This is a genomic window from Nocardia sp. NPDC052001 (assembly GCF_040680615.1).
In the GTDB taxonomy this organism is placed as follows: domain Bacteria; phylum Actinomycetota; class Actinomycetes; order Mycobacteriales; family Mycobacteriaceae; genus Nocardia.
The window spans coordinates 507,880-525,482 of sequence record NZ_JBFAXC010000005.1 but is presented as its reverse complement, the minus strand read 5'-3'; the positions used below and the strand labels follow the sequence as shown (position 1 = coordinate 525,482).

The window sequence follows — 17,603 nt, the reverse complement described above, 5'->3', positions numbered from 1 at the left end:
AGGCGGGATACGCTGCCCGGATTGCGTGGCTATCGGTTCGGACACGCTAATGTAGCAACCGACTTACCTGTGATAACCAGCATGAGGTCGTGGCGTACAGAGCGGTTGCCACGCACATGCCAGATGGGATGGAGGGCCCCCATGGAGCTGCTCCTGCTGACCTCCGACCCCAACCCCGAGGCGGTACTGCCGTCCTTGGCGCTGCTGCCGCATCACGTGCGGCCCGCGCCGACCGAGGTGGCGTCCCTGCTCGAGGCCGGTTCCGCCGATGTGGCGTTGGTCGATGCCCGCACCGATCTGGCCGCCGCGCGCGGTCTGTGTCGTTTGCTGGGCAGCACCGGTTCGTCGGTGCCGGTGGTGGCCGTGCTCACCGAGGGCGGGCTGGTCGCCGTGAACGCGGACTGGGGGCTGGACGACATCCTGCTGCCCGGCACCGGTCCGGCCGAACTGGATGCCCGGCTTCGACTGTTGGTCGCCCGCAACGGCGGGGTGGCGAGCCCGGAGAACACGGGCAAGATCACCCTGGGCGAGCTGGTGATCGACGAGGGCACCTACACCGCGCGTCTGCGCGGCCGCCCGCTCGATCTCACCTACAAGGAATTCGAGCTGCTGAAATACCTCGCGCAGCATGCGGGTCGGGTCTTCACCCGCGCGCAGCTGCTGCAGGAGGTGTGGGGCTACGACTTCTTCGGCGGCACCCGCACCGTGGACGTGCATGTGCGACGCCTGCGCGCCAAGCTGGGCAGCGAGTACGAATCGCTGATCGGCACGGTCCGCAATGTCGGTTACAAGGCGGTGCGCCCCGCGCGTTCCTCCGGCGGCAAGGGAGAGACCCCGGTCAACTTCCCCGAATCCGACGGGACCGACGATTCCGAATTGACCTCGGCGAACGGCACTTTCTGATGATCTCCTTCACCGATCGGCTGCCCCTCGAGACCGCCGAGCAGGTGCGAGGAGTGCTGGAACGGGCCACCGCCGCCGACGGGGTGGCTCCGGTGTCCGAGCAGGCGGTGCTCTCGCTGGGCACCGATGGCCCGGCGCGGCATCTGGTGGAGCAGTGGGACGGCGCGGTCGGCGGGTACGCCAATGTGGTTCCGGCCCACGGTGAACACCCCGCCATGGCCGAGGTCGCGGTCGATCCGCGGTTCCGGCGGCAGGGGCTGGGCGCGAGTCTGGTGGCCGGTGCGCTGGAGTCCGGCGGGCCCGGCGCGCGGGTCTGGGCGCATGGGAATCTGCCCGCCGCGCAGGCCGTCGCGCAGCGTCTCGGACTGGTTGTGGCGCGGGAACTCTGGCAGATGCGCCGTGATTTGGCTAACTCTGAGCTACCAGAACTGACGGTGCCCGAGGGTCTGGAATTGCGGACCTACGCGGGGCCTTCCGATGATGCGGAGATCCTGCGCGTCAACAATGCCGCCTTCAGCTGGCATCCGGAACAGGGCGGCTGGACCGAGCGCGATATCGCCGCTCGCCGCGCCGAGTCCTGGTTCGATCCCGCGGGGCTGTTCCTGGCCTTCGATCCGGCCGAACCGGATCGCATCCTCGGTTTTCATTGGACCAAGGTGCATTTCGACGAGACCCCCGCGATCGGTGAGGTCTACGTCGTCGGCGTCGATCCGAAAGCGCAGGGTCGCGGTCTCGGCCGCCTGCTCACCCTGGCCGGCCTGCGTCATCTGCGCGAGCGCGGTCTCGGCGCGGTGCTGCTCTACACCGAGGCCGACAACACCGCCGCGGTCAACACCTATACGAAGCTCGGTTTCACGCCCGCGCATATAGATGTGGCTTACACCACGGCGTCCTGACCGCACTTCGTCCCGCTGAGCGGGACCTCGGGCAACGATGCGGCAAATGTCACATATCGTGCAGCGGAATCGCGCCGGGTTGTTCATCTGGCGTTCACCTACCCAGGTCCAACTGGCCACCGATGGCACTTACGTTGCTTGTGGGCAGCACTCAGCTGCCCGGTGCGCTAGTTCGCAGCGAACAGCCGCCACATGTGCCCGTCCGACCGTTGAGGGGTTGGGCGTGCAAACCGTGATTCGCGGAGGAACCAAGTGAATCTCAAGCGCAGCAGCGCCTTGATCGGTGTGCTGGCAGCGGCCGGCGCCATGACGCTGACCGCCTGTGGCAGCGACGACAACTCCGCCCAGACGGGCAACGTCGCCAAGATCGACGTCGCCTGCGGCGGCAAGACCGCTCTCAAGGCCAGCGGCTCGTCCGCTCAGAAGAACGCGATGGACCGCTTCGTCGCCGCCTACGAGGGCAACTGCTCCGGCGCCAAGCTGGACTACACCTCCTCGGGCTCCGGCGCGGGCGTGAACGAATTCCTCGGCGGCCAGACCGATTTCGCGGGCTCCGACTCGCCGCTGGATGCCAAGAAGGGCGAGATCGACAAGGCCGCCGCCCGCTGCGGCAGCCCGGCCTGGAACCTGCCGACCGTCTTCGGTCCCATCGCCGTCACCTACAACGTGCCCGGCGTGACCGACCTGGTGCTGGACGCCCCGACCCTGGCCAAGATCTTCAACGGCCAGATCACCACCTGGGATGACGCCCACATCAAGGCGCTCAACACCGGTAAGGCCGACAAGCTGACCTCGGACAAGATCGCGGTCCTGTTCCGCTCGGACGAGTCCGGCACCACCGACAACTTCCAGAAGTACCTGGACTCCGCGTCGGAAGGCGCCTGGGGCAAGGGTGCGGGCAAGGCGTTCGCCGGCGGCGTCGGCGAGGGTGCGAAGGGCAACGAGGGCACCTCGGCCGCCATCAAGTCCACCCCGTTCTCGATCACCTACAACGAGTGGGCGTTCGCGAAGTCGCAGAACCTGTCGGTGGCGCGCATCCTGACCACCGCCACCTCGAACGACCCGAAGCCGGTCGAGCTGACCTCCGCGACCGCCGGTAAGGCGATCGACAGCGTCAAGATCTCCGGCCAGGGCAACGACCTGGTGCTGGACAACAGCTCGATCTACAAGCCCACCACCGGTGGTGCGTACCCGATCATGCTGGCCACCTACGAGATCGTCTGCTCGAAGTACAGCGACGCCGACACCGCCAAGGCTGTCAAGGCGTTCCTGACCTCGGCCGTCGGCAACGGTCAGAACGGCCTCGCGGATGCCGGTTACGTGCCGATCCCGGACGCGTTCAAGACCAAGCTGACCACCGCGATCAACGCCATTTCCTGATCGACTGATCGCCACCGACTGATCGAAGAAGCACCATGACCGTGCACGACGAAACAGCCTCGGCGGGCCTGTCGGTGACGACCGACCCGCGCGAGGACCGTGCCCAGCTGCCGGGGGATACTGCGCTCATGCCGACCGAACCCAGCACCAAGCCGGCCGCGGGGCGTAAAGCGCCCAGCAAGTACGGGGCGGAGTTCATTTTCCGTTCGGCGGCCACCACCGCCGGTGGGGTGATCGTCGCGGCCATCGCGTTGATCGCGCTGTTCCTGCTGATTCGCGCGGTGCCCTCGGTGCTGGCGAACAAGGCGAACTTCTTCACCAGCTCCGAGTTCAACACCTCGAACGCGGACAATCTGCGCTTCGGCATCAAGGACCTGTTCATGGTCACGGTGCTGAGCGCGGTGATGGCGCTGGTGATCGCCGTGCCGATCGGCGTCGGGATCGCGTTGTTCCTGACGCAGTACGCGCCCAAGGCGCTGGCCCGGCCGTTCTCCACGGTCGTCGACCTGCTCGCCGCGGTGCCTTCGATCGTCTTCGGTCTCTGGGGCGTGCTGGTGCTGGCTCCGAAAATCGAGCCGCTCCAGCGCTTCCTGAACGAACATCTCGGCTGGTTCTTCCTGTTCTCGGACGGGAATCTCAGCACCTACGCCGGCACCATCTTCACCGCCGGTGTGGTGCTGGCGGTGATGATCCTGCCGATCATCACCTCGGTGAGTCGTGAGGTATTCGGCCTGACGCCGCTCTCGCACATCGAGGCGGCACAGGCGCTCGGGGCCACCAAGTGGGAGGTCGTGCGCATGACGGTGCTGCCGTACGGCCGCTCCGGTGTGATCGCGGGTTCCATGCTCGGCCTGGGCCGTGCGCTCGGTGAGACCATCGCCGTGCTCGTGGTGCTGCGCACCTCGGCCAAGGCGGGCAGCTGGTCGCTGTTCGACGGCGGCTACACCTTCGCCTCCAAGATCGCTTCCGCCGCTTCGGAATTCAGCTCCAAGCTGCCGACCGGCGCCTATATCGCCGCCGGTTTCGTGTTGTTCGCACTGACCTTCGTGGTCAACGCGCTCGCTCGGCTCGTCGCAGGCGGGAAGGTGAACGGATGACCACCACACTCGACAAGCCGATCAAGGCCCCGACCTTCCGGCATGTCAGCACCGGCCGCCGCATCAAGAACGGGCTGGCCACCGGCATCGTCTGGGGTTGCTTCGCCATCGCGCTGGTGCCGCTGCTGTGGGTGCTGTACACCGTCATCGAAAGAGGCTGGGACGCGGTCGCTTCCATCGACTGGTGGACCAAGTCCCAGAAGGGCGTGCTGCCCGAGCAGTACGCGGGCGGTGTCTACCACGCCATCTACGGCACCATCGTGCAGTCGGCGATGGCGGCGATAATCGCTGTGCCGCTGGGCATCATGGCCGCCATCTACCTGGTGGAATACGGTCGCGGCTGGCTGGCCAAGACCACCACCTTCATGGTCGACATCCTCGCGGGTGTGCCCTCGATCGTGGCCGCGCTGTTCATCTTCGCGCTGTGGATCGCCACTTTCGGTGCGCCGCAGAGTGCTTTCGCGGTCGCGCTGGCCCTGGTGCTGCTCATGCTGCCGGTGGTGGTGCGCAGTACCGAGGAGATGCTCAAGCTGGTTCCCGACGAATTGCGGGAAGCCTCATACGCTCTCGGCATTCCGAAGTGGAAAACCATTCTGCGCATTGTGGTTCCGACCGCGGCGCCCGGCATGATCTCCGGCATCCTGCTCTCGATCGCCCGCGTCATGGGTGAGACCGCGCCGGTGCTGGTGCTGGTCGGCTACTCGAAGTCGATCAACCAGAACCTGTTCGACGGCAATATGGCCTCGCTGCCGCTGATGATCTACCAGGAGCTGGCCAACCCGGAACCCGCCGGACGCGCACGGGTGTGGGGCGCCGCCCTGACCCTGATCCTGATCATCGCGCTGCTGTACCTCGCCGCTGCGGCGGTCAACAAGCTGCTGACGCGGAACCGATAGAGGAACGGAAAAGACTGATGGCCAAGCGGATCGACGTCAAAGATCTCAATATCTACTATGGCAAATTCCATGCGGTCTCCGATGTTTCGCTGACCGTGCTGCCGCGCAGCGTGACCGCCTTCATCGGCCCGTCCGGCTGCGGTAAGTCCACCGTGCTGCGTGCGCTGAACCGCATGCACGAGGTGACCCCGAGCGCTCGCGTCGAAGGCGCGGTGCTGCTCGACGGTGAGGACATCTACGGCGCCACCATCGATCCGGTGGGTGTGCGGCGCACCATCGGCATGGTGTTCCAGCGGCCGAATCCGTTCCCCACCATGTCCATTCGCGACAATGTGGTGGCCGGGCTCAAGCTGCAGGGCGTGCGCGGCAAGAAGGAACTCGAAGAGGTGGCCGAGCGCTCACTGCGCGGCGCCAACCTCTGGAACGAGGTCAAGGACCGGCTCGACAAGCCCGGCGGCGGCCTCTCGGGTGGTCAGCAGCAGCGGCTGTGCATCGCCCGCGCGATCGCCATCTCGCCCGATGTGCTGCTCATGGATGAGCCCTGCTCGGCCCTGGACCCCATCTCCACGCTCGCGATCGAGGATCTGATCTCCGAGCTGAAGAAGGAGTTCACGATCGTCATCGTCACGCACAACATGCAGCAGGCCGCCCGCGTGAGCGACCAGACCGCCTTCTTCAACCTCGAAGCCCAGGGCAAGCCCGGCAAGCTCATCGAGATCGACGAGACGGAGAAGATCTTCTCCAACCCGTCCCAGAAGTCCACCGAGGACTACATCTCGGGCCGCTTCGGCTAAACCCCTCTCTGTAGGTCTCGTGGCCCCGTTCCTGTCGGAACGGGGCCACAGGCATGAATGGGGGTGGGTGGAGGTCCAGCCCCAATTCGACGGAGCCACGGGCGCGAATGAGGGCCCGCGCCAATCTGAAGGGGGCCGCAGGCGCGAACGAGGGCCCGCACCTATCCGAACCGGGCCGCAGGCGCGAACGAGGCGGTTTTCGTTGTGTCTTGGGGCTGCTGTGCGCGTTGATCGTTTGTGTTGCCGCCCCCGTTCCGCAAGGAACGGGGGCGGCTTTTGTTTGTGCGCGCGGTAGCGCGCTTGTGGGCTGCGTCATATGGGGCGTGGAGGATTGTGTGCAACTGTGAGTTACATCTAGTCTGAGGTGGTAAACCGATCGGTCTAGTTGGAGGTGTGGGGTGACTGTTTCAATGGCGAGCCGGGGAACCGCGGCCGGGGAGTTGAGCAGGTGGGCGCGCATAGCGGCGCTCGTTGCCATCTGCCTGGCGGAACTGCTTGTGGTACTGGACAACACGCTGGTGAATGTGGCGCTGCCGTCGATGGCGGTGCAGCTGCAGGCCGATATGAGCGGTCTGCAGTGGATCGTGGACGCGTTCACGCTGGCGTTCTCGGGGCTGCTGCTCGCCATGGGTCATCTCGGCGATCGGTACGGGCGGCGCAAGTTCATGATCATCGGCCTGACCGGTGTGGCGGCCATGTCGGCGGCGGGTGCGCTGTCCTCGGGGCTGGGGCAGGTCATCGCCGCCCGCGCGGGGATGGGCGTCTTCGCGGCCGTGGTCTTCCCGGCGACGCTGGCCCTGCTGACCAATATCTTCACCAATCCGCGCGAGCGCGCCGCGGCCATCGCGGCCTGGACCGCCATGGCCGGTATCGCCGTCGCCATCGGCCCGACCGTCGGCGGCTGGCTGCTGCAGTACTTCTCCTGGCATTCGGTGTTCTGGATCAATGTGCCGGTGGCGCTGGTCGCCATCGCTGCGGTGTTGATCACGGTGCCGGAATCGCGTGCGGCGCATGTGGACAAGCTCGATCGCATCGGCATCGTGCTGTCCCTCGCGGGTGTGACGGCGCTGGTCTGGTCGATCATCGAGGCGCCCAAGCACGGCTGGCTGTCCGCGCAAAGCCTTGCGGGATACCTGCTTTCGATTATCGCGCTGGCGGTGTTCGTGGGCTGGGAGCTGCGGGTGGCGACGCCGGTGCTGAATATGCGGCTCTTCCGCAATCGCCGTTTCGCGCTGCCGTCGCTGGCGATCACGGTTTCCTACTTCGCCGCGTTCGGCTTCCTGTTCCTGATCACCCAGTACTTCCAGGGTGTGAAGGAGTTGACGCCGCTCGAATTCGGCATCCACTCACTGCCTTTCGCGATCGCCGTCGGTTTCGGCGCGCCGATCGCGACCATGCTGGCGCAGCGTTTCGGCACCACCGCCATGGTGGTGGGCGGACTGTTGATTCTCGCCGCGGCCATGTACCTGGCGGGCCGCACCACCGTCGACACCGCCTATGTGGGACCGGTTGTGGTGTCCATGATCCTGATGGGCCTGGGGTTCGCGGTGGTTCAGGGTCCGGCGACCGAATCCATCATGGGCTCGGTGCCTTTGGAGGAGGCGGGCGCGGGTTCGGCGGTCAACGACACCACGCGTGAGGTGGGCGGTGCACTGGGCGTGGCCCTGCTCGGTTCGATCATGACCTCGGTGTACACGCACAATGTCGGCGGCAAGATCGCCGCGATCCCCGGCCAGATCATGACCCCGCAGCAGAAGGAACTGGCGAGCAATACGCCCATCAGCGTCCTGGAGATCGTCAAGGCCCCTGTGAATCCGCTGCTGGCACAGGCGAAGATGGATCTGGTGCACGCCATGAAGGTGGCGGCCCTGGACGGCGCGACAGCCGCCTCCTATGTCGCCGTGGGCACCCTGGTGGTAGCCGCGCTCATCGTGGCCGTAGCGCTGCCCTGGAAGCCGGAACGCGGCCCCTCGGTCCTGCTCGGCTGGCGCGAAACCGACACCCCCGCAGCGGAATCCGTGGATCAGCAGTCCTGATACAACTCAGCGCCCGCACCGTGTCGTGTGCGGGCGCCGTAGGGGTTTCAGGGGTTTATCCCCGAGCGCCTACGAGAGTTGTTCAGATGCTTTCTTTTTCCGAGTCCGGGTCCGGCGGCAGTACGCCGGTCACCAGGAACACCACGCGACGCCCGATCTCGACGGCGTGGTCGGCGAAGCGCTCGTAGTAGCGGCCCAGCAGTGCCACGTCGACCGCCGCCGCCACGCCGAACTGCCAGTCGCGGTCCATGATCAGCGTGAACAGATGCTTACGCAGATCATCCATCGCCTCATCGTCATCGGTGAGCTTGGCGGCCCGCTCGGGATCGCGGGTCTCCAGCACATCCTTGGCGGTGGCGCCCATCTTGACCGCGATGCGGCCCATTTCGGCGAAGTAGCTGTTGACGGCCTCGGGCACGGCGTGGTTGGGGAAGCGCCGACGGGTCATCTTGGCGACGTGCAGCGACAGCACGCCCATCCGGTTCACGTCGGAGACGATCTGGATGGCGCTGACGACCTGCCGCAAATCACCGGCGACCGGAGCCTGCAGGGCGAGCAGCGCGAACGCCTTCTCCTCGGCCAGCTGGATCATCTCGGCGATGCGGTCGTACTCGGTGATCACCTGCTCCGCGAGCTCGAGGTCGGCGTTGAGCAGCGAGTTGGTGGCCCGCTCCATCGCCGATCCGGCGAGCCCGGCCATGCCGCCGAGCAGATCGGCTAGCTCGGCCATTTGTTCGTTGTAGATGACACGCATGAGTCAAGACACTAGTGGTACCCGCTGACCAAGTCACCAACGGTGGGTGAATCATCGGTGCCGGTCCGCTCGGGGCGGTCGCCGCACGTCCGAGCGGTGCCGTCGACCCTACTTGCAGGTGTCGTCGGCGGCGTTGACGTGTTCGAGATCGGACGGCAGTGTGACCGGAGCCGCACTCGCGCCACCCGAGTCGGTGGGCGTATCGGCGAGCGGCTGGCCGAACGCGGTGGGTGCTTTCACGCTGCCCGCGTAATCGGATCCGAGCACGACTTCGACGATGCTGCCGAGTCCGGTCGCGGGCTCGAGACTCGCGCCCGGCAATGAGCTGGCGACGGTGGCGGCGGCCGCCTCGTGTCCGCTGGAGTAGCGCACGATGGTCTTGGCCGCGGTGCCGTCGGCGTAATTGCCGGTGCTGTAGATCTGGAAGCCCTGGTTCGCGAGTTTGGTCGCGGCCGTGGAGGCCACGCCCGAGACGCCGGAACCATTGGATACCTGCAGCGAGACCGTGGACGGATCGACCGCGGTCAGCTTCGGCTTGGCGGCCGGGGCCTCGCTGGTGGTGGTGGCCGGATCGGTCTTCTTCTCACCGGGCAGCGGCTGATCGTCGATGACCGCCCGGAAGATGGCCTTGATATCGGATTCGCGCGGAATCTCATTGCCGTAGGACGTGGTTCCCGCCGTCGGCGCGGTCAGGAAGGTGATCGCACCGGCCTGCATCTTCTGCATGGACCGCCCGAGCATGAGCAGATCCTTGGTGGTGACGTTATCCATGAACGAGTGCTGGGCGAACGCGTTGATGAAGCCGTTCAGTTTGCCCGGATCGAACAGCACTTTGCTGGACAGCGCCCCGCGCAGCAGTGAGGACAGGAAGCGCTGCTGCCGGTTGATGCGGTCGTAGTCGCTGCGTTCCTCGCCGACCACGTGCCGGGCGCGCACGTAATCGAGTGCGGTGGAACCGTTCACGATCTGCTTGCCGGGGGTGGTGAGCACGGTGCCGAGGATTTCGTCGACCAGTGGTTTGGTGCTGCACACCTCGACGCCGCCGATGGTGTCCACCATGGTTTCGAAGCCGGCGAAGTCGATGCCGACGAAGTGGTTGATCTTCAGGCCGGACATTTTCTGGATGACCTTGGTCAGGCATTTCGGCCCGCCGAGCGCGTACACGGCATTGAGCTTGTCGCCGATGGCGGACGGGAAGCTCTCGCCGGTGTAGGCGCCCTTGTCGTTGTTCCAGCCGTCGCAGACCGGGCGGGTGACGTCCAGGTCGCGTGGGAAGGAGACCGCGACCACGCGCTGCCGGTTGGCGGGAATGTTCACCAGCATGACGGTGTCCGAGCGCGCGCCTTCGGCGTCGTCGGTATTGCCCGCTCCCAGTTGGGAATTGACACCCGCGCGGGTGTCGGTGCCGACGATGAGGAAGTTCTCGTCACCGTATTGCGCATCGGCGTCGACGACGTCGGGGGAGTCGTTGTCGAGCGCGGAGACCTGGGTGAAGTTGCTGTCCTTGGCCTTGAGGTAACTCCAGCCGCCGCCGGTGATGAGCATGGCGATGACGGCGAACAGGGCGAGCGCGCTGCGCCCGGCCAGGTGCAGTCGCCGATTGCGGCGACGGCGTCCGGGGGAGAGCGGTTTCGGCCCGACCGCGGTGGGCAGCGCGGTGGTCGGATAGTCGGCGGGCGATTCGACCGGGGCGGGGGCGCGCAGTTTCTTGCTCTTGCGTTCGGCCCGGGGCGGTTCGGTGAGCGCGGGTAGTTCCTCGGTGACGGGATCCGCGGTCGGGTCGATGCGGCCGTTCGCGCCCCGGCGGGCGTTATCGGCGGGGGTGGCGACGCGGCGGAGTCCGTCGGCGGCATTGGCGTTCGGCGCTACCGGGCGCTGAGATCCGGTGCCGCCCGGTGTGTTCGGGGGTACGGCGCGCTGTGCGCCGGTGCCGCCGGGTGCGATGTGCGCGCCGCCCGGCGGATTCGGCCGTACGGTGCGACCGGAGCCGGTGGCCTCGGTGCCGTGCCGGGAACCGTTGGCGGCGGCCGGATCCGGGGTGACGGGATAGCGGGCGCCGGTATCGCCGTTGGCGCCGCGCTGAGAACCGTTGGGGGCGGGGGGTTCCCGCCGGGTGGCGGCGCTGTCGGGTGCTACCGCGCGGCGGGCGCCGGTGCTGTCGGCGGGCGGGCGGCGGGTGGCCGGATCGGCGGGATGCGGTGCGTCGTCATCGTCCTTGCGGCGGCGACGGCGGGATTTGCGTTCGCTGTCGACGCGTTCGACGAGGTCCTGCACCGAGATGGGTGCGGAGCCGGCGTCCGGATTGTCGTTATGCCTGGACCGCCGGGAGGCGCGTGGCTGGGCGTCGTCGTCCGCGGGATAGCGCTCCCACGGGGCGCGACCTCCGGGCCGTGGCGTACGCCCGTACCGATCGTCACCCACCAACGAACCTCACTTTGCTTTTCGATGCCGACCGCCATGATAACGATTCCGCCACGGTCGACCACTCGAACGCCGATCGACCGTGTGTACCGCATTCCGCCGTAAATCCGCCGCGCCCGGTTTCCGCGGCGCGGAGTTCGGCGAGTCGACCGCAGCGGCGGTGCTGCGAGCATTCGCGGAATTCTGCCAGGGACCGGGCGATTCATTCCGAAACGCGGCGTCCGACTCGGCGGGCGTTACGACATCGCAGTCCGGGGCGAGCGGTGCTCGCGCCGGGCGGTGCCGCCGCCTGCCGTGCGCGCCGAGGCCGTTCTCGATGGCCGTCGGCGGGCATTCCGGCCGGTTGGGCGGGTCAGCCGCCGCTGTGCATGACGTCCGCGGCGCAGGGGACGGTCGGATCCTCGGGATCGTCGAGCCAGCCGTCGGGCAGCGCCACCTTGCCGGGCGAGCCCTGGCGGCCGCGCGGGCCTTCGGCGTCCTTGGGGAATGGCGCATTCACGTCGAGCTGCCCGATCAGGTCGTTCAGCTGATTCATGCTGCCGACCGTGGCGAAGCCGCGGCGCAGATCCCCGCCGATCGGGAAGCCCATCAGATACCAGGCCATATGCTTGCGGATATCGCGCATGGCCTTGTCCTCGCCGTCGTGCGCGACGAGCAGTTCGGTATGCCTGCGCAGGATTTCCCCGACCCGGCCCAGATTCGGCGGAGTGGGCAGCGGCTCACCGCGCAAGGCGGCCTGCAGTTCCGCGAAAAGCCAAGGGCGGCCGAGGCATCCGCGTCCGACGACGACGCCGTCGCAGCCGGTTTCGGCCATCATGCGCAGGGCGTCGTCGGCGCTGAAGATATCGCCGTTGCCGAGCACCGGGATGGTGGTGACGGCTTCCTTGAGCCGCGCGATCGCGGTCCAGTCGGCCGCACCGGAGTACCGCTGCGCGGCGGTGCGCGCGTGCAGCGCGACCGCGGCCGCGCCTTCGGCCTCGGCGATCCGCCCGGTATCGAGGAAGGTGTGGTGCTCATCGTCGATCCCGATCCGGAATTTCACCGTGATCGGCACCCCGGCCGGTTCGGCCGCCGACACCATCGCCTTGACGATGTCCTGGAACAGCCGCCGCTTGTACGGCAGCGCCGCGCCACCCCCGAGCCGGGTCACCTTGGGCACCGGGCAGCCGAGGTTCAGATCGATGTGGTCCGCCCACCCCTCGCCGACGATGACCTTCACGGCCTCCCCGACGGTCTTGGGATCGACGGCGTACAGCTGCATCGACCGCGGGCTCTCATCCGCCCCGAACGACATCATGTGCAGCGTCTTCTCATTACGCTCCACCACCGCGCGGGCGGTGATCATCTCGCACACGTAAATGGAAGTGGCACTGCCGAATTCCCGGCACAGCGTCCGGAAGGCGACATTGGTGATCCCCGCCATCGGCGCCAGCACGACCGCCGGATCGACCGGATACGGTCCGATCCGCAGCGTGGACTTGGAGGCTTCGATCGAGGTCGTCACGCCCACCAGTGTCGCACCCACCCCCGCGTGCCCCGGATCACATCCCCCGCAACCGGGCTCTGACAGGCAAAACGTCCCCGTCGCGAGAACGTCGCGACGGGGACGGAAGTGATGGGGCGAGGTCGCTCGGGAGCGCGGTCAGCGAGCCGGGGCGCACCGCCAATTGCCTTGGCGCGTCCGGGGGTTTGGGGGCGAAGCCCCCAAGACCCAGCGTCAGCGTCCTATGTCACAGGCTTGCCATGGCCTTTTCGGCCTTGGCGGCTTCGCGGGCGAGCATGCGGTCGCGCTGTTCCTCGAACTTGAGGACGTCCTTGCCGAGCTTCTCCAGGAAGAGGCCGAGGCGTTCGCGGGTCTCCTCGCCGCGGGTGGTGAAGTCGTCACGCTCGAAGATGCGCCACTTCTTCAGGACCGGGTTCACGACCTCTTCGAGGTGCTGGCGCAGATCGTAGATGCCGTGCTTGGCCATCAGCACGCCGTTGCGGCGGAAGTTGGGCATGCCCGCGCCCGGCATCTGGAAGTTCTCCAGGATGAGGGTGATGGCCTCGAGGGTCTGGTCCGGCGAAAGGTCAAGCGCCGCACCGCACATGTTGCGGTAGAAGATCATGTGCAGGTTCTCGTCGGCCGCGATGCGCTGCAGCATGCGGTCGGCGATCGGGTCGTCGCAGACGCGCCCGGTGTTGCGGTGCGAGACGCGGGTGGCGAGTTCCTGGAAGGTCACGTACGCGACCGAGTACAGGAATCCGGCGTCGTCCTGGTTGACCTGCGCGGGGGAGGCGAAGCCGTTGGTCATGTGGATCATGCGGGCTTCTTCGAGGGCGACCGGGTCGACGGCGCGCGTGGTGACGAGGTAGTCGCGCATGACGATGCCGTGCCGGTTCTCCTCGGCGGTCCAGCGGCCGACCCAGGTGCCCCAGGCGCCGTCCTGGGAGAAGTTCTCGGCGATTTCCCGGTGGTAGGACGGGAGGTTGTCCTCGGTGAGCAGGTTGGTGATCATGGACGCCCTGGCGAGCTCGCTCAGCCTGGACTGCGACGGATCCCAGTCCTGGCCGCCCATGGCGGCGAAGTTGCGGCCCTCATCCCACGGCACGTAGTCGTGCGGATGCCATTCCTTGGCCAGGGAGAGGTGCCGATCTACGTTCTCCGCGGCAACCGGCTCCAACTCCGTCAGTAGCTCGAGTTGAGTCAGATCCTTTGCCATGTATATGCCCTTCGTATCGCGATCAAGCTGTCTACCCTCGCCGGCCTGCCGCCGCGGCCCATACCTTACGGCACCGTATGGTGATGTGAAACTCATGCGAGTGCCATTGCGGGGTCAGTGAGAGATGTCATATGACAACGGCCCACGGCGCCCTGTCTATCGCCGTGAGCCGCAGTTCGTTAGCCGCACATCGTGTCTCGGTGCGAACTCACTTCTTGCCGAGCAGTCCGCCCAGCACATTGCCGAGCACATTGCCGGCGTTCTGGCCGACGGCCTTGCCGAGGATGTCCCCGAGTCCGCCACCGCCCTTACCGCCGGTGGCGCCGCCGAGCAGGCTGCCGAGGATATCGCCGATACCGCCGCTACCTGCGGCAGCGGTCTCGCCGCCACCGGTGGCCGCGCCGCCACCGCCCATTGCCTTCTTACCAAGGTAGGCCAAGACGATGGGGGCGAGCAGGGGGAGGAGTTTGGCCATCAGGTCCTGGGCGTTGCCGCCGCCCACGTTTCCGAGGGCGCTGATGACGGTGTTCTTCTCGGCGCCGAAGGTCTGGTCGACGATCTGGCTGCCGTTGTCGACGTCGACCTTGTCGATATCCACGCCGCCGTCGAGTAGTCCGTGCGGCTGGTTGGCGACTTCGCCTTCCAGATTGAGGCCCTCGTCGGGGTTGCCGGCCTGTGCCTGGAATCCGCCGAGGAGGACCGGAATGGCCGCGTTGATCGCTGTGGTGGCGGTCGCCTCGTCGACTCCGAGCTTGTCGGCGATCTGTGCGACGGGCACGTTGGAGAGCAGGTCATCGAAGGAAGTCATGAACTCCGCCTGTGGTGTTGGCATCCCGGAAAAGCCCTACGGGGGTCACGGTAGGCGAAACCCGGACAGATTGCCACGGATTCGCCGAGTGGCGAGGGGCCCGAATGTAGTATCCCGGACCCCTCGGCAACTGTGTCCCATATGGGACAAACTGTGCCCCCAGCAGGGCTCGAACCTGCGACCTGCGGATTAAAAGTCCGTTCAACCTGCTTGTACCACCTCTCGGTCTGATCTGCAAGCATCGACGATTCTAAGCAGCTTACACCGGTCATGACGCTTGAAGACGTCGGAACCCAGTGGAAGGTTTCGGCATCGCCCTGCAACGTCTGTGCCCCATTTGTGCCCCATGAACCGCCCTGTTCTGCCCCATGGGCTGTGATTTTAGGAGTACGATCAGGGAAATTGGCGGAAACGCCAAACATTAACGGGGAGAAGCGTTATGGACGCACAGGGGCCCATCAAGAACCTGCGTCTCAAGGCCGTCATGGACGAGGCCGGAGTCAAGAACAAGTCACTCGCGAGGTTGATGCAGGCGTATCAACCTCCAGGTGGGAAGCCCCAGGTTCGAACTTCACACACCAACATCGGGAAGTATCTTCGGCGCGAGATCGCGCAGCCATCGCCTTCAACCTGTGAGGTCATGTGCGCTGTCTTGTCCGGGCTGGTCGGTCGGCCGATTTCGAATGCCGATCTTGGATTCGAAGAGGCCGCTACGTCGACTCCTTCGGTGGGCACCTTCTCCTATCCGGCGACAGCCGCGCAGAGCTTCAGTGATCTAGAGGGGCTTACTCGGCTGCGGTCCGGCGCGGATCTGCTCGTGTACCCGCAGGCGTGGTCTGAGCTGCTGGTGAAGGCGATGTTCGGGACTGAGCCGGGGAACGTTGTCGAGATCGCGGGCCGAGTGGGAGAGGTGGAGGTACAGGCCGCGCGAGACGCGTTGGCTATGTTCTCCAGCTTTGACTATCGATACGGTGGGGGACAGTCGAAATTGCTTGTCGCGAGATTTTTGGAAACAGCGGTATTGCCGCGTGTGCGGTTTGCATCACCGGAATCCAGTCTCGGGCATGAATATCTGTGTATAGCCGCAGCCTTGACTCGACTTGCTGGCTGGACGGCTTATGATGTTGGTGAACACGGACTAGCTCAGAGATACCTAACCCACGGATTCCGACTCGCAAAAGCCGCAGGCGATCGCGCGTTGTGTGGGCGGATGCTCGCTGGAATGAGTCATCAAGCCAATTTCCTGGGGCACTATGACGATGCAGTGCATCTTGCCCGTGGCGCGCAACATATATCCGCCGGTTTTGCGACGCCAACAGCGATGGCACTGTTTCACGCGATGGAAGCCCGGGGGTTGGCATCTTGTGGAGACCAAAAAGGAACTGCCGCTGCATTAGCGGCAGCAGAAGAATATCTTTTGAAGAGAGAGCCGCAAAACGATCCCGATTGGATCAAGTATTTTGACGAGTCCGAGTTGCATGCAGAGATGGCTCATTGTTTCCGAGATCTGGATCGCCCGGAGCTGGCCATAAACTTCGCGCAATCTTCTTTGGCTGAGGTTGACGGGCTGTATGTCCGTAGTTCGCTGTTTGTGCGAACGGTTTTCGCGACAGCTCAAATCCAAGCCCGCGAGTTAGATCAAGCCGTCGATGCCGCGCGATTGATAGTGGACGCAGTCTCGGAGTTGAACTCTCACAGGCTTGTTTGCTATGTCGCTGATTTCAACAGCAGGCTGCGGCGAAGTGCTGGTAGCGTACCGCTCGCTGACTCTTTTTCGGATTACGCATTTCAAAAGCTGGGATCAAAAGGGTTCCCAGCACCGCTTACGGCCTAGCCGCAGGTCATCGATACGTTTTTCTATTTCTACATCGACCGTCGAGGACTGTCCGATTAGCTGCATTAGCCATGTTGTCATGTTCAGTTCTCTAATGGCCTGAACAATGCTAAAGCCGTCCCAGTTTAAGGCATCGAAGCCGTAAGCATCTGCGAATTCTTCGTATGTTTCTCGCTTTGCGGTGCCTACGCGGTAAGCCACTGCAAGAACGCAGACGTCCCATTCGCGAGGGCCGATACATGTATCGCCGTAATCAATCAGGCGCAGAATATCAGCGCTGTCTCGCATGAGGTTTCCGATGTGGGCATCCCCGTGGAGTGGTCCACATCCGAGGATGGAATGCAACCCGGAATACTCGTTTTCAATCTCGCCATGAAGAGACAGCAAGAAATCTATGGTTTCGACAGAGAATCGGTCGCGGAGCCCGATGATCCTCGGGACCACCTTTGGCATAATAGTAAATTCTGGCAAGAATGGTTCGCTTGGTTCTGGGAGTTCGTGAAAACTCTTGAGAACGTATCCCAGGTCGTTTGAAGTGACCGGACTTCCGCTCTCTTCGATTAGCTTCCAAAATGACACCGGAAGCCCGTCGATAATTTCAATATCGGGCGCTTTTTCAAGTGGTTCTGTGCCAGGAAAAGAGTTGTCCATTAGCCACTGGGCTACCGATAATTCCTTTTGACTAGATTCTAGTGAACGTCCAATTCTAACTACGGCACGTTCTTTATTGAGTCGATAGATCGCATTTTCTCCGAGGCGGATTAGGGAGCTGTCGCGCGATTCGATACCGACCTTTAAGCAGGCCTCGGTCATTACCGCTTCCGTGGACTTGGGATCGAACTTCATCGCTAATTGCATCCTCTGCCCTCTCGTTCGAATGAGGGCCATCTCTCAGAGAGGCCCAGCCCGTGTGGCTGTGGTCGTGCGTGCGGTTCATCCCCAACCCAACTTACCGCCGCAGGTGCGGCGCAGGTGGCCTGGTCGCCCGTGGGGCACACGGGGGCACACGCCATCAATTGTGTACCCCCGGTGTGCGCAAATGCCCTCCTTCTGTGAACTGCCGCACCCCCTACCTCGCGAGA

The 17,603-nt window shown here is 65.0% G+C and carries 14 protein-coding genes; 8 read left to right on the top strand and 6 right to left on the bottom strand.

The genetic code is table 11. The features are described from left to right. Positions 1-141 precede the first annotated feature (141 nt). From AB0L82_RS26285 to AB0L82_RS26255, 7 genes are all read left to right on the top strand, one after another. The gene (locus tag AB0L82_RS26285; protein ID WP_364641604.1) at positions 142-903 is read left to right on the top strand and encodes a response regulator transcription factor; all 762 of its coding nucleotides are present in this window, start codon (positions 142-144) and stop codon (positions 901-903) included. Continuing rightward, a complete protein-coding gene (gene mshD, locus AB0L82_RS26280; RefSeq protein WP_364641601.1) occupies positions 903-1,799 on the top strand; it encodes a mycothiol synthase in 897 nt (298 codons plus the stop codon). Before AB0L82_RS26285 ends, mshD begins: the two co-directional genes overlap by 1 nt. A 252-nt stretch (positions 1,800-2,051) precedes the next feature. After that, positions 2,052-3,179 carry a phosphate ABC transporter substrate-binding protein PstS gene (gene pstS / locus AB0L82_RS26275; RefSeq protein ID WP_364641599.1) on the top strand — a complete coding sequence of 376 codons (1,128 nt, stop codon included), beginning with the start codon at positions 2,052-2,054 and terminating at the stop codon, positions 3,177-3,179. A 128-nt stretch (positions 3,180-3,307) separates the two neighbouring features. Continuing rightward, positions 3,308-4,276, top strand: coding sequence for a phosphate ABC transporter permease subunit PstC (gene pstC, locus AB0L82_RS26270; protein ID WP_364641806.1), 969 nt, complete (start codon positions 3,308-3,310; stop codon positions 4,274-4,276). After that, positions 4,273-5,172 carry a phosphate ABC transporter permease PstA gene (gene pstA / locus AB0L82_RS26265; RefSeq protein WP_364641596.1) on the top strand — a complete coding sequence of 300 codons (900 nt, stop codon included), beginning with the start codon at positions 4,273-4,275 and terminating at the stop codon, positions 5,170-5,172. The genes pstC and pstA overlap by 4 nt, the downstream gene beginning before the upstream one ends. A 17-nt stretch (positions 5,173-5,189) precedes the next feature. Continuing rightward, positions 5,190-5,966 carry a phosphate ABC transporter ATP-binding protein PstB gene (pstB, locus tag AB0L82_RS26260; protein WP_067568414.1) on the top strand — a complete coding sequence of 259 codons (777 nt, stop codon included), beginning with the start codon at positions 5,190-5,192 and terminating at the stop codon, positions 5,964-5,966. 398 nt (positions 5,967-6,364) lie between these two features. Next, a complete protein-coding gene (locus tag AB0L82_RS26255) occupies positions 6,365-8,002 on the top strand; it encodes an MFS transporter (RefSeq protein WP_364641592.1) in 1,638 nt (545 codons plus the stop codon). Positions 8,003-8,084: 82 nt separating this feature from the next. Here AB0L82_RS26255 and phoU read toward each other — a convergent pair whose 3' ends face one another. The 5 genes from phoU to AB0L82_RS26230 all read right to left on the bottom strand — a co-directional run bounded on the left by phoU (position 8,085) and on the right by AB0L82_RS26230 (position 14,687). Further along, positions 8,085-8,756: a phosphate signaling complex protein PhoU gene (phoU, locus tag AB0L82_RS26250; protein ID WP_364641589.1), complete on the bottom strand. Its 672-nt coding sequence runs from the start codon at positions 8,754-8,756 to the stop codon at positions 8,085-8,087. Between the two features lie 108 nt (positions 8,757-8,864). Beyond that, the gene (locus AB0L82_RS26245) at positions 8,865-11,177 is read right to left on the bottom strand and encodes an LCP family protein (RefSeq protein ID WP_364641586.1); all 2,313 of its coding nucleotides are present in this window, start codon (positions 11,175-11,177) and stop codon (positions 8,865-8,867) included. A gap of 352 nt (positions 11,178-11,529) precedes the next feature. Further along, positions 11,530-12,669 carry a tRNA dihydrouridine synthase DusB gene (gene dusB, locus AB0L82_RS26240; RefSeq protein ID WP_364641803.1) on the bottom strand — a complete coding sequence of 380 codons (1,140 nt, stop codon included), beginning with the start codon at positions 12,667-12,669 and terminating at the stop codon, positions 11,530-11,532. Between the two features lie 238 nt (positions 12,670-12,907). Then, positions 12,908-13,879 (bottom strand): acyl-ACP desaturase, encoded by a 972-nt coding sequence (locus AB0L82_RS26235; protein WP_364641583.1) that lies wholly within the window; start codon positions 13,877-13,879, stop codon positions 12,908-12,910. Between the two features lie 208 nt (positions 13,880-14,087). Beyond that, entirely contained in the window at positions 14,088-14,687 is a 600-nt protein-coding gene (locus tag AB0L82_RS26230) for a DUF937 domain-containing protein (RefSeq protein ID WP_364641580.1), read from the bottom strand. Positions 14,688-15,126: 439 nt separating this feature from the next. On the opposite strand from AB0L82_RS26230, the gene AB0L82_RS26225 reads away from it, so the two are divergent. Next, the gene (locus AB0L82_RS26225) at positions 15,127-16,521 is read left to right on the top strand and encodes a hypothetical protein (protein WP_364641577.1); all 1,395 of its coding nucleotides are present in this window, start codon (positions 15,127-15,129) and stop codon (positions 16,519-16,521) included. Here AB0L82_RS26225 and AB0L82_RS26220 read toward each other — a convergent pair. Next, on the bottom strand, positions 16,489-17,367 hold the full coding sequence (locus AB0L82_RS26220) for an aminoglycoside phosphotransferase family protein (RefSeq protein WP_364641574.1): 879 nt from the start codon (positions 17,365-17,367) through the stop codon (positions 16,489-16,491). The two genes, AB0L82_RS26225 and AB0L82_RS26220, sit on opposite strands and share 33 nt — an antisense overlap. Positions 17,368-17,603 lie beyond the last annotated feature (236 nt).

Bases quoted from the DNA above. Each gene is read 5' to 3' on its own strand.
- AB0L82_RS26285 (WP_364641604.1), top strand. From the start codon at position 142: ATGGAGCTGCTCCTGCTGACCTCCGACCCCAACCCCGAGGCGGTACTG.
- mshD (WP_364641601.1), top strand. From the start codon at position 903: ATGATCTCCTTCACCGATCGGCTGCCCCTCGAGACCGCCGAGCAGGTG.
- pstC (WP_364641806.1), top strand. From the start codon at position 3,308: ATGCCGACCGAACCCAGCACCAAGCCGGCCGCGGGGCGTAAAGCGCCC.
- pstA (WP_364641596.1), top strand. From the start codon at position 4,273: ATGACCACCACACTCGACAAGCCGATCAAGGCCCCGACCTTCCGGCAT.
- pstB (WP_067568414.1), top strand. From the start codon at position 5,190: ATGGCCAAGCGGATCGACGTCAAAGATCTCAATATCTACTATGGCAAA.
- phoU (WP_364641589.1), bottom strand. From the start codon at position 8,756: ATGCGTGTCATCTACAACGAACAAATGGCCGAGCTAGCCGATCTGCTC.
- AB0L82_RS26235 (WP_364641583.1), bottom strand. From the start codon at position 13,879: ATGGCAAAGGATCTGACTCAACTCGAGCTACTGACGGAGTTGGAGCCG.
- AB0L82_RS26230 (WP_364641580.1), bottom strand. From the start codon at position 14,687: ATGACTTCCTTCGATGACCTGCTCTCCAACGTGCCCGTCGCACAGATC.
- AB0L82_RS26225 (WP_364641577.1), top strand. From the start codon at position 15,127: ATGGACGCACAGGGGCCCATCAAGAACCTGCGTCTCAAGGCCGTCATG.
- AB0L82_RS26220 (WP_364641574.1), bottom strand. From the start codon at position 17,367: ATGAAGTTCGATCCCAAGTCCACGGAAGCGGTAATGACCGAGGCCTGC.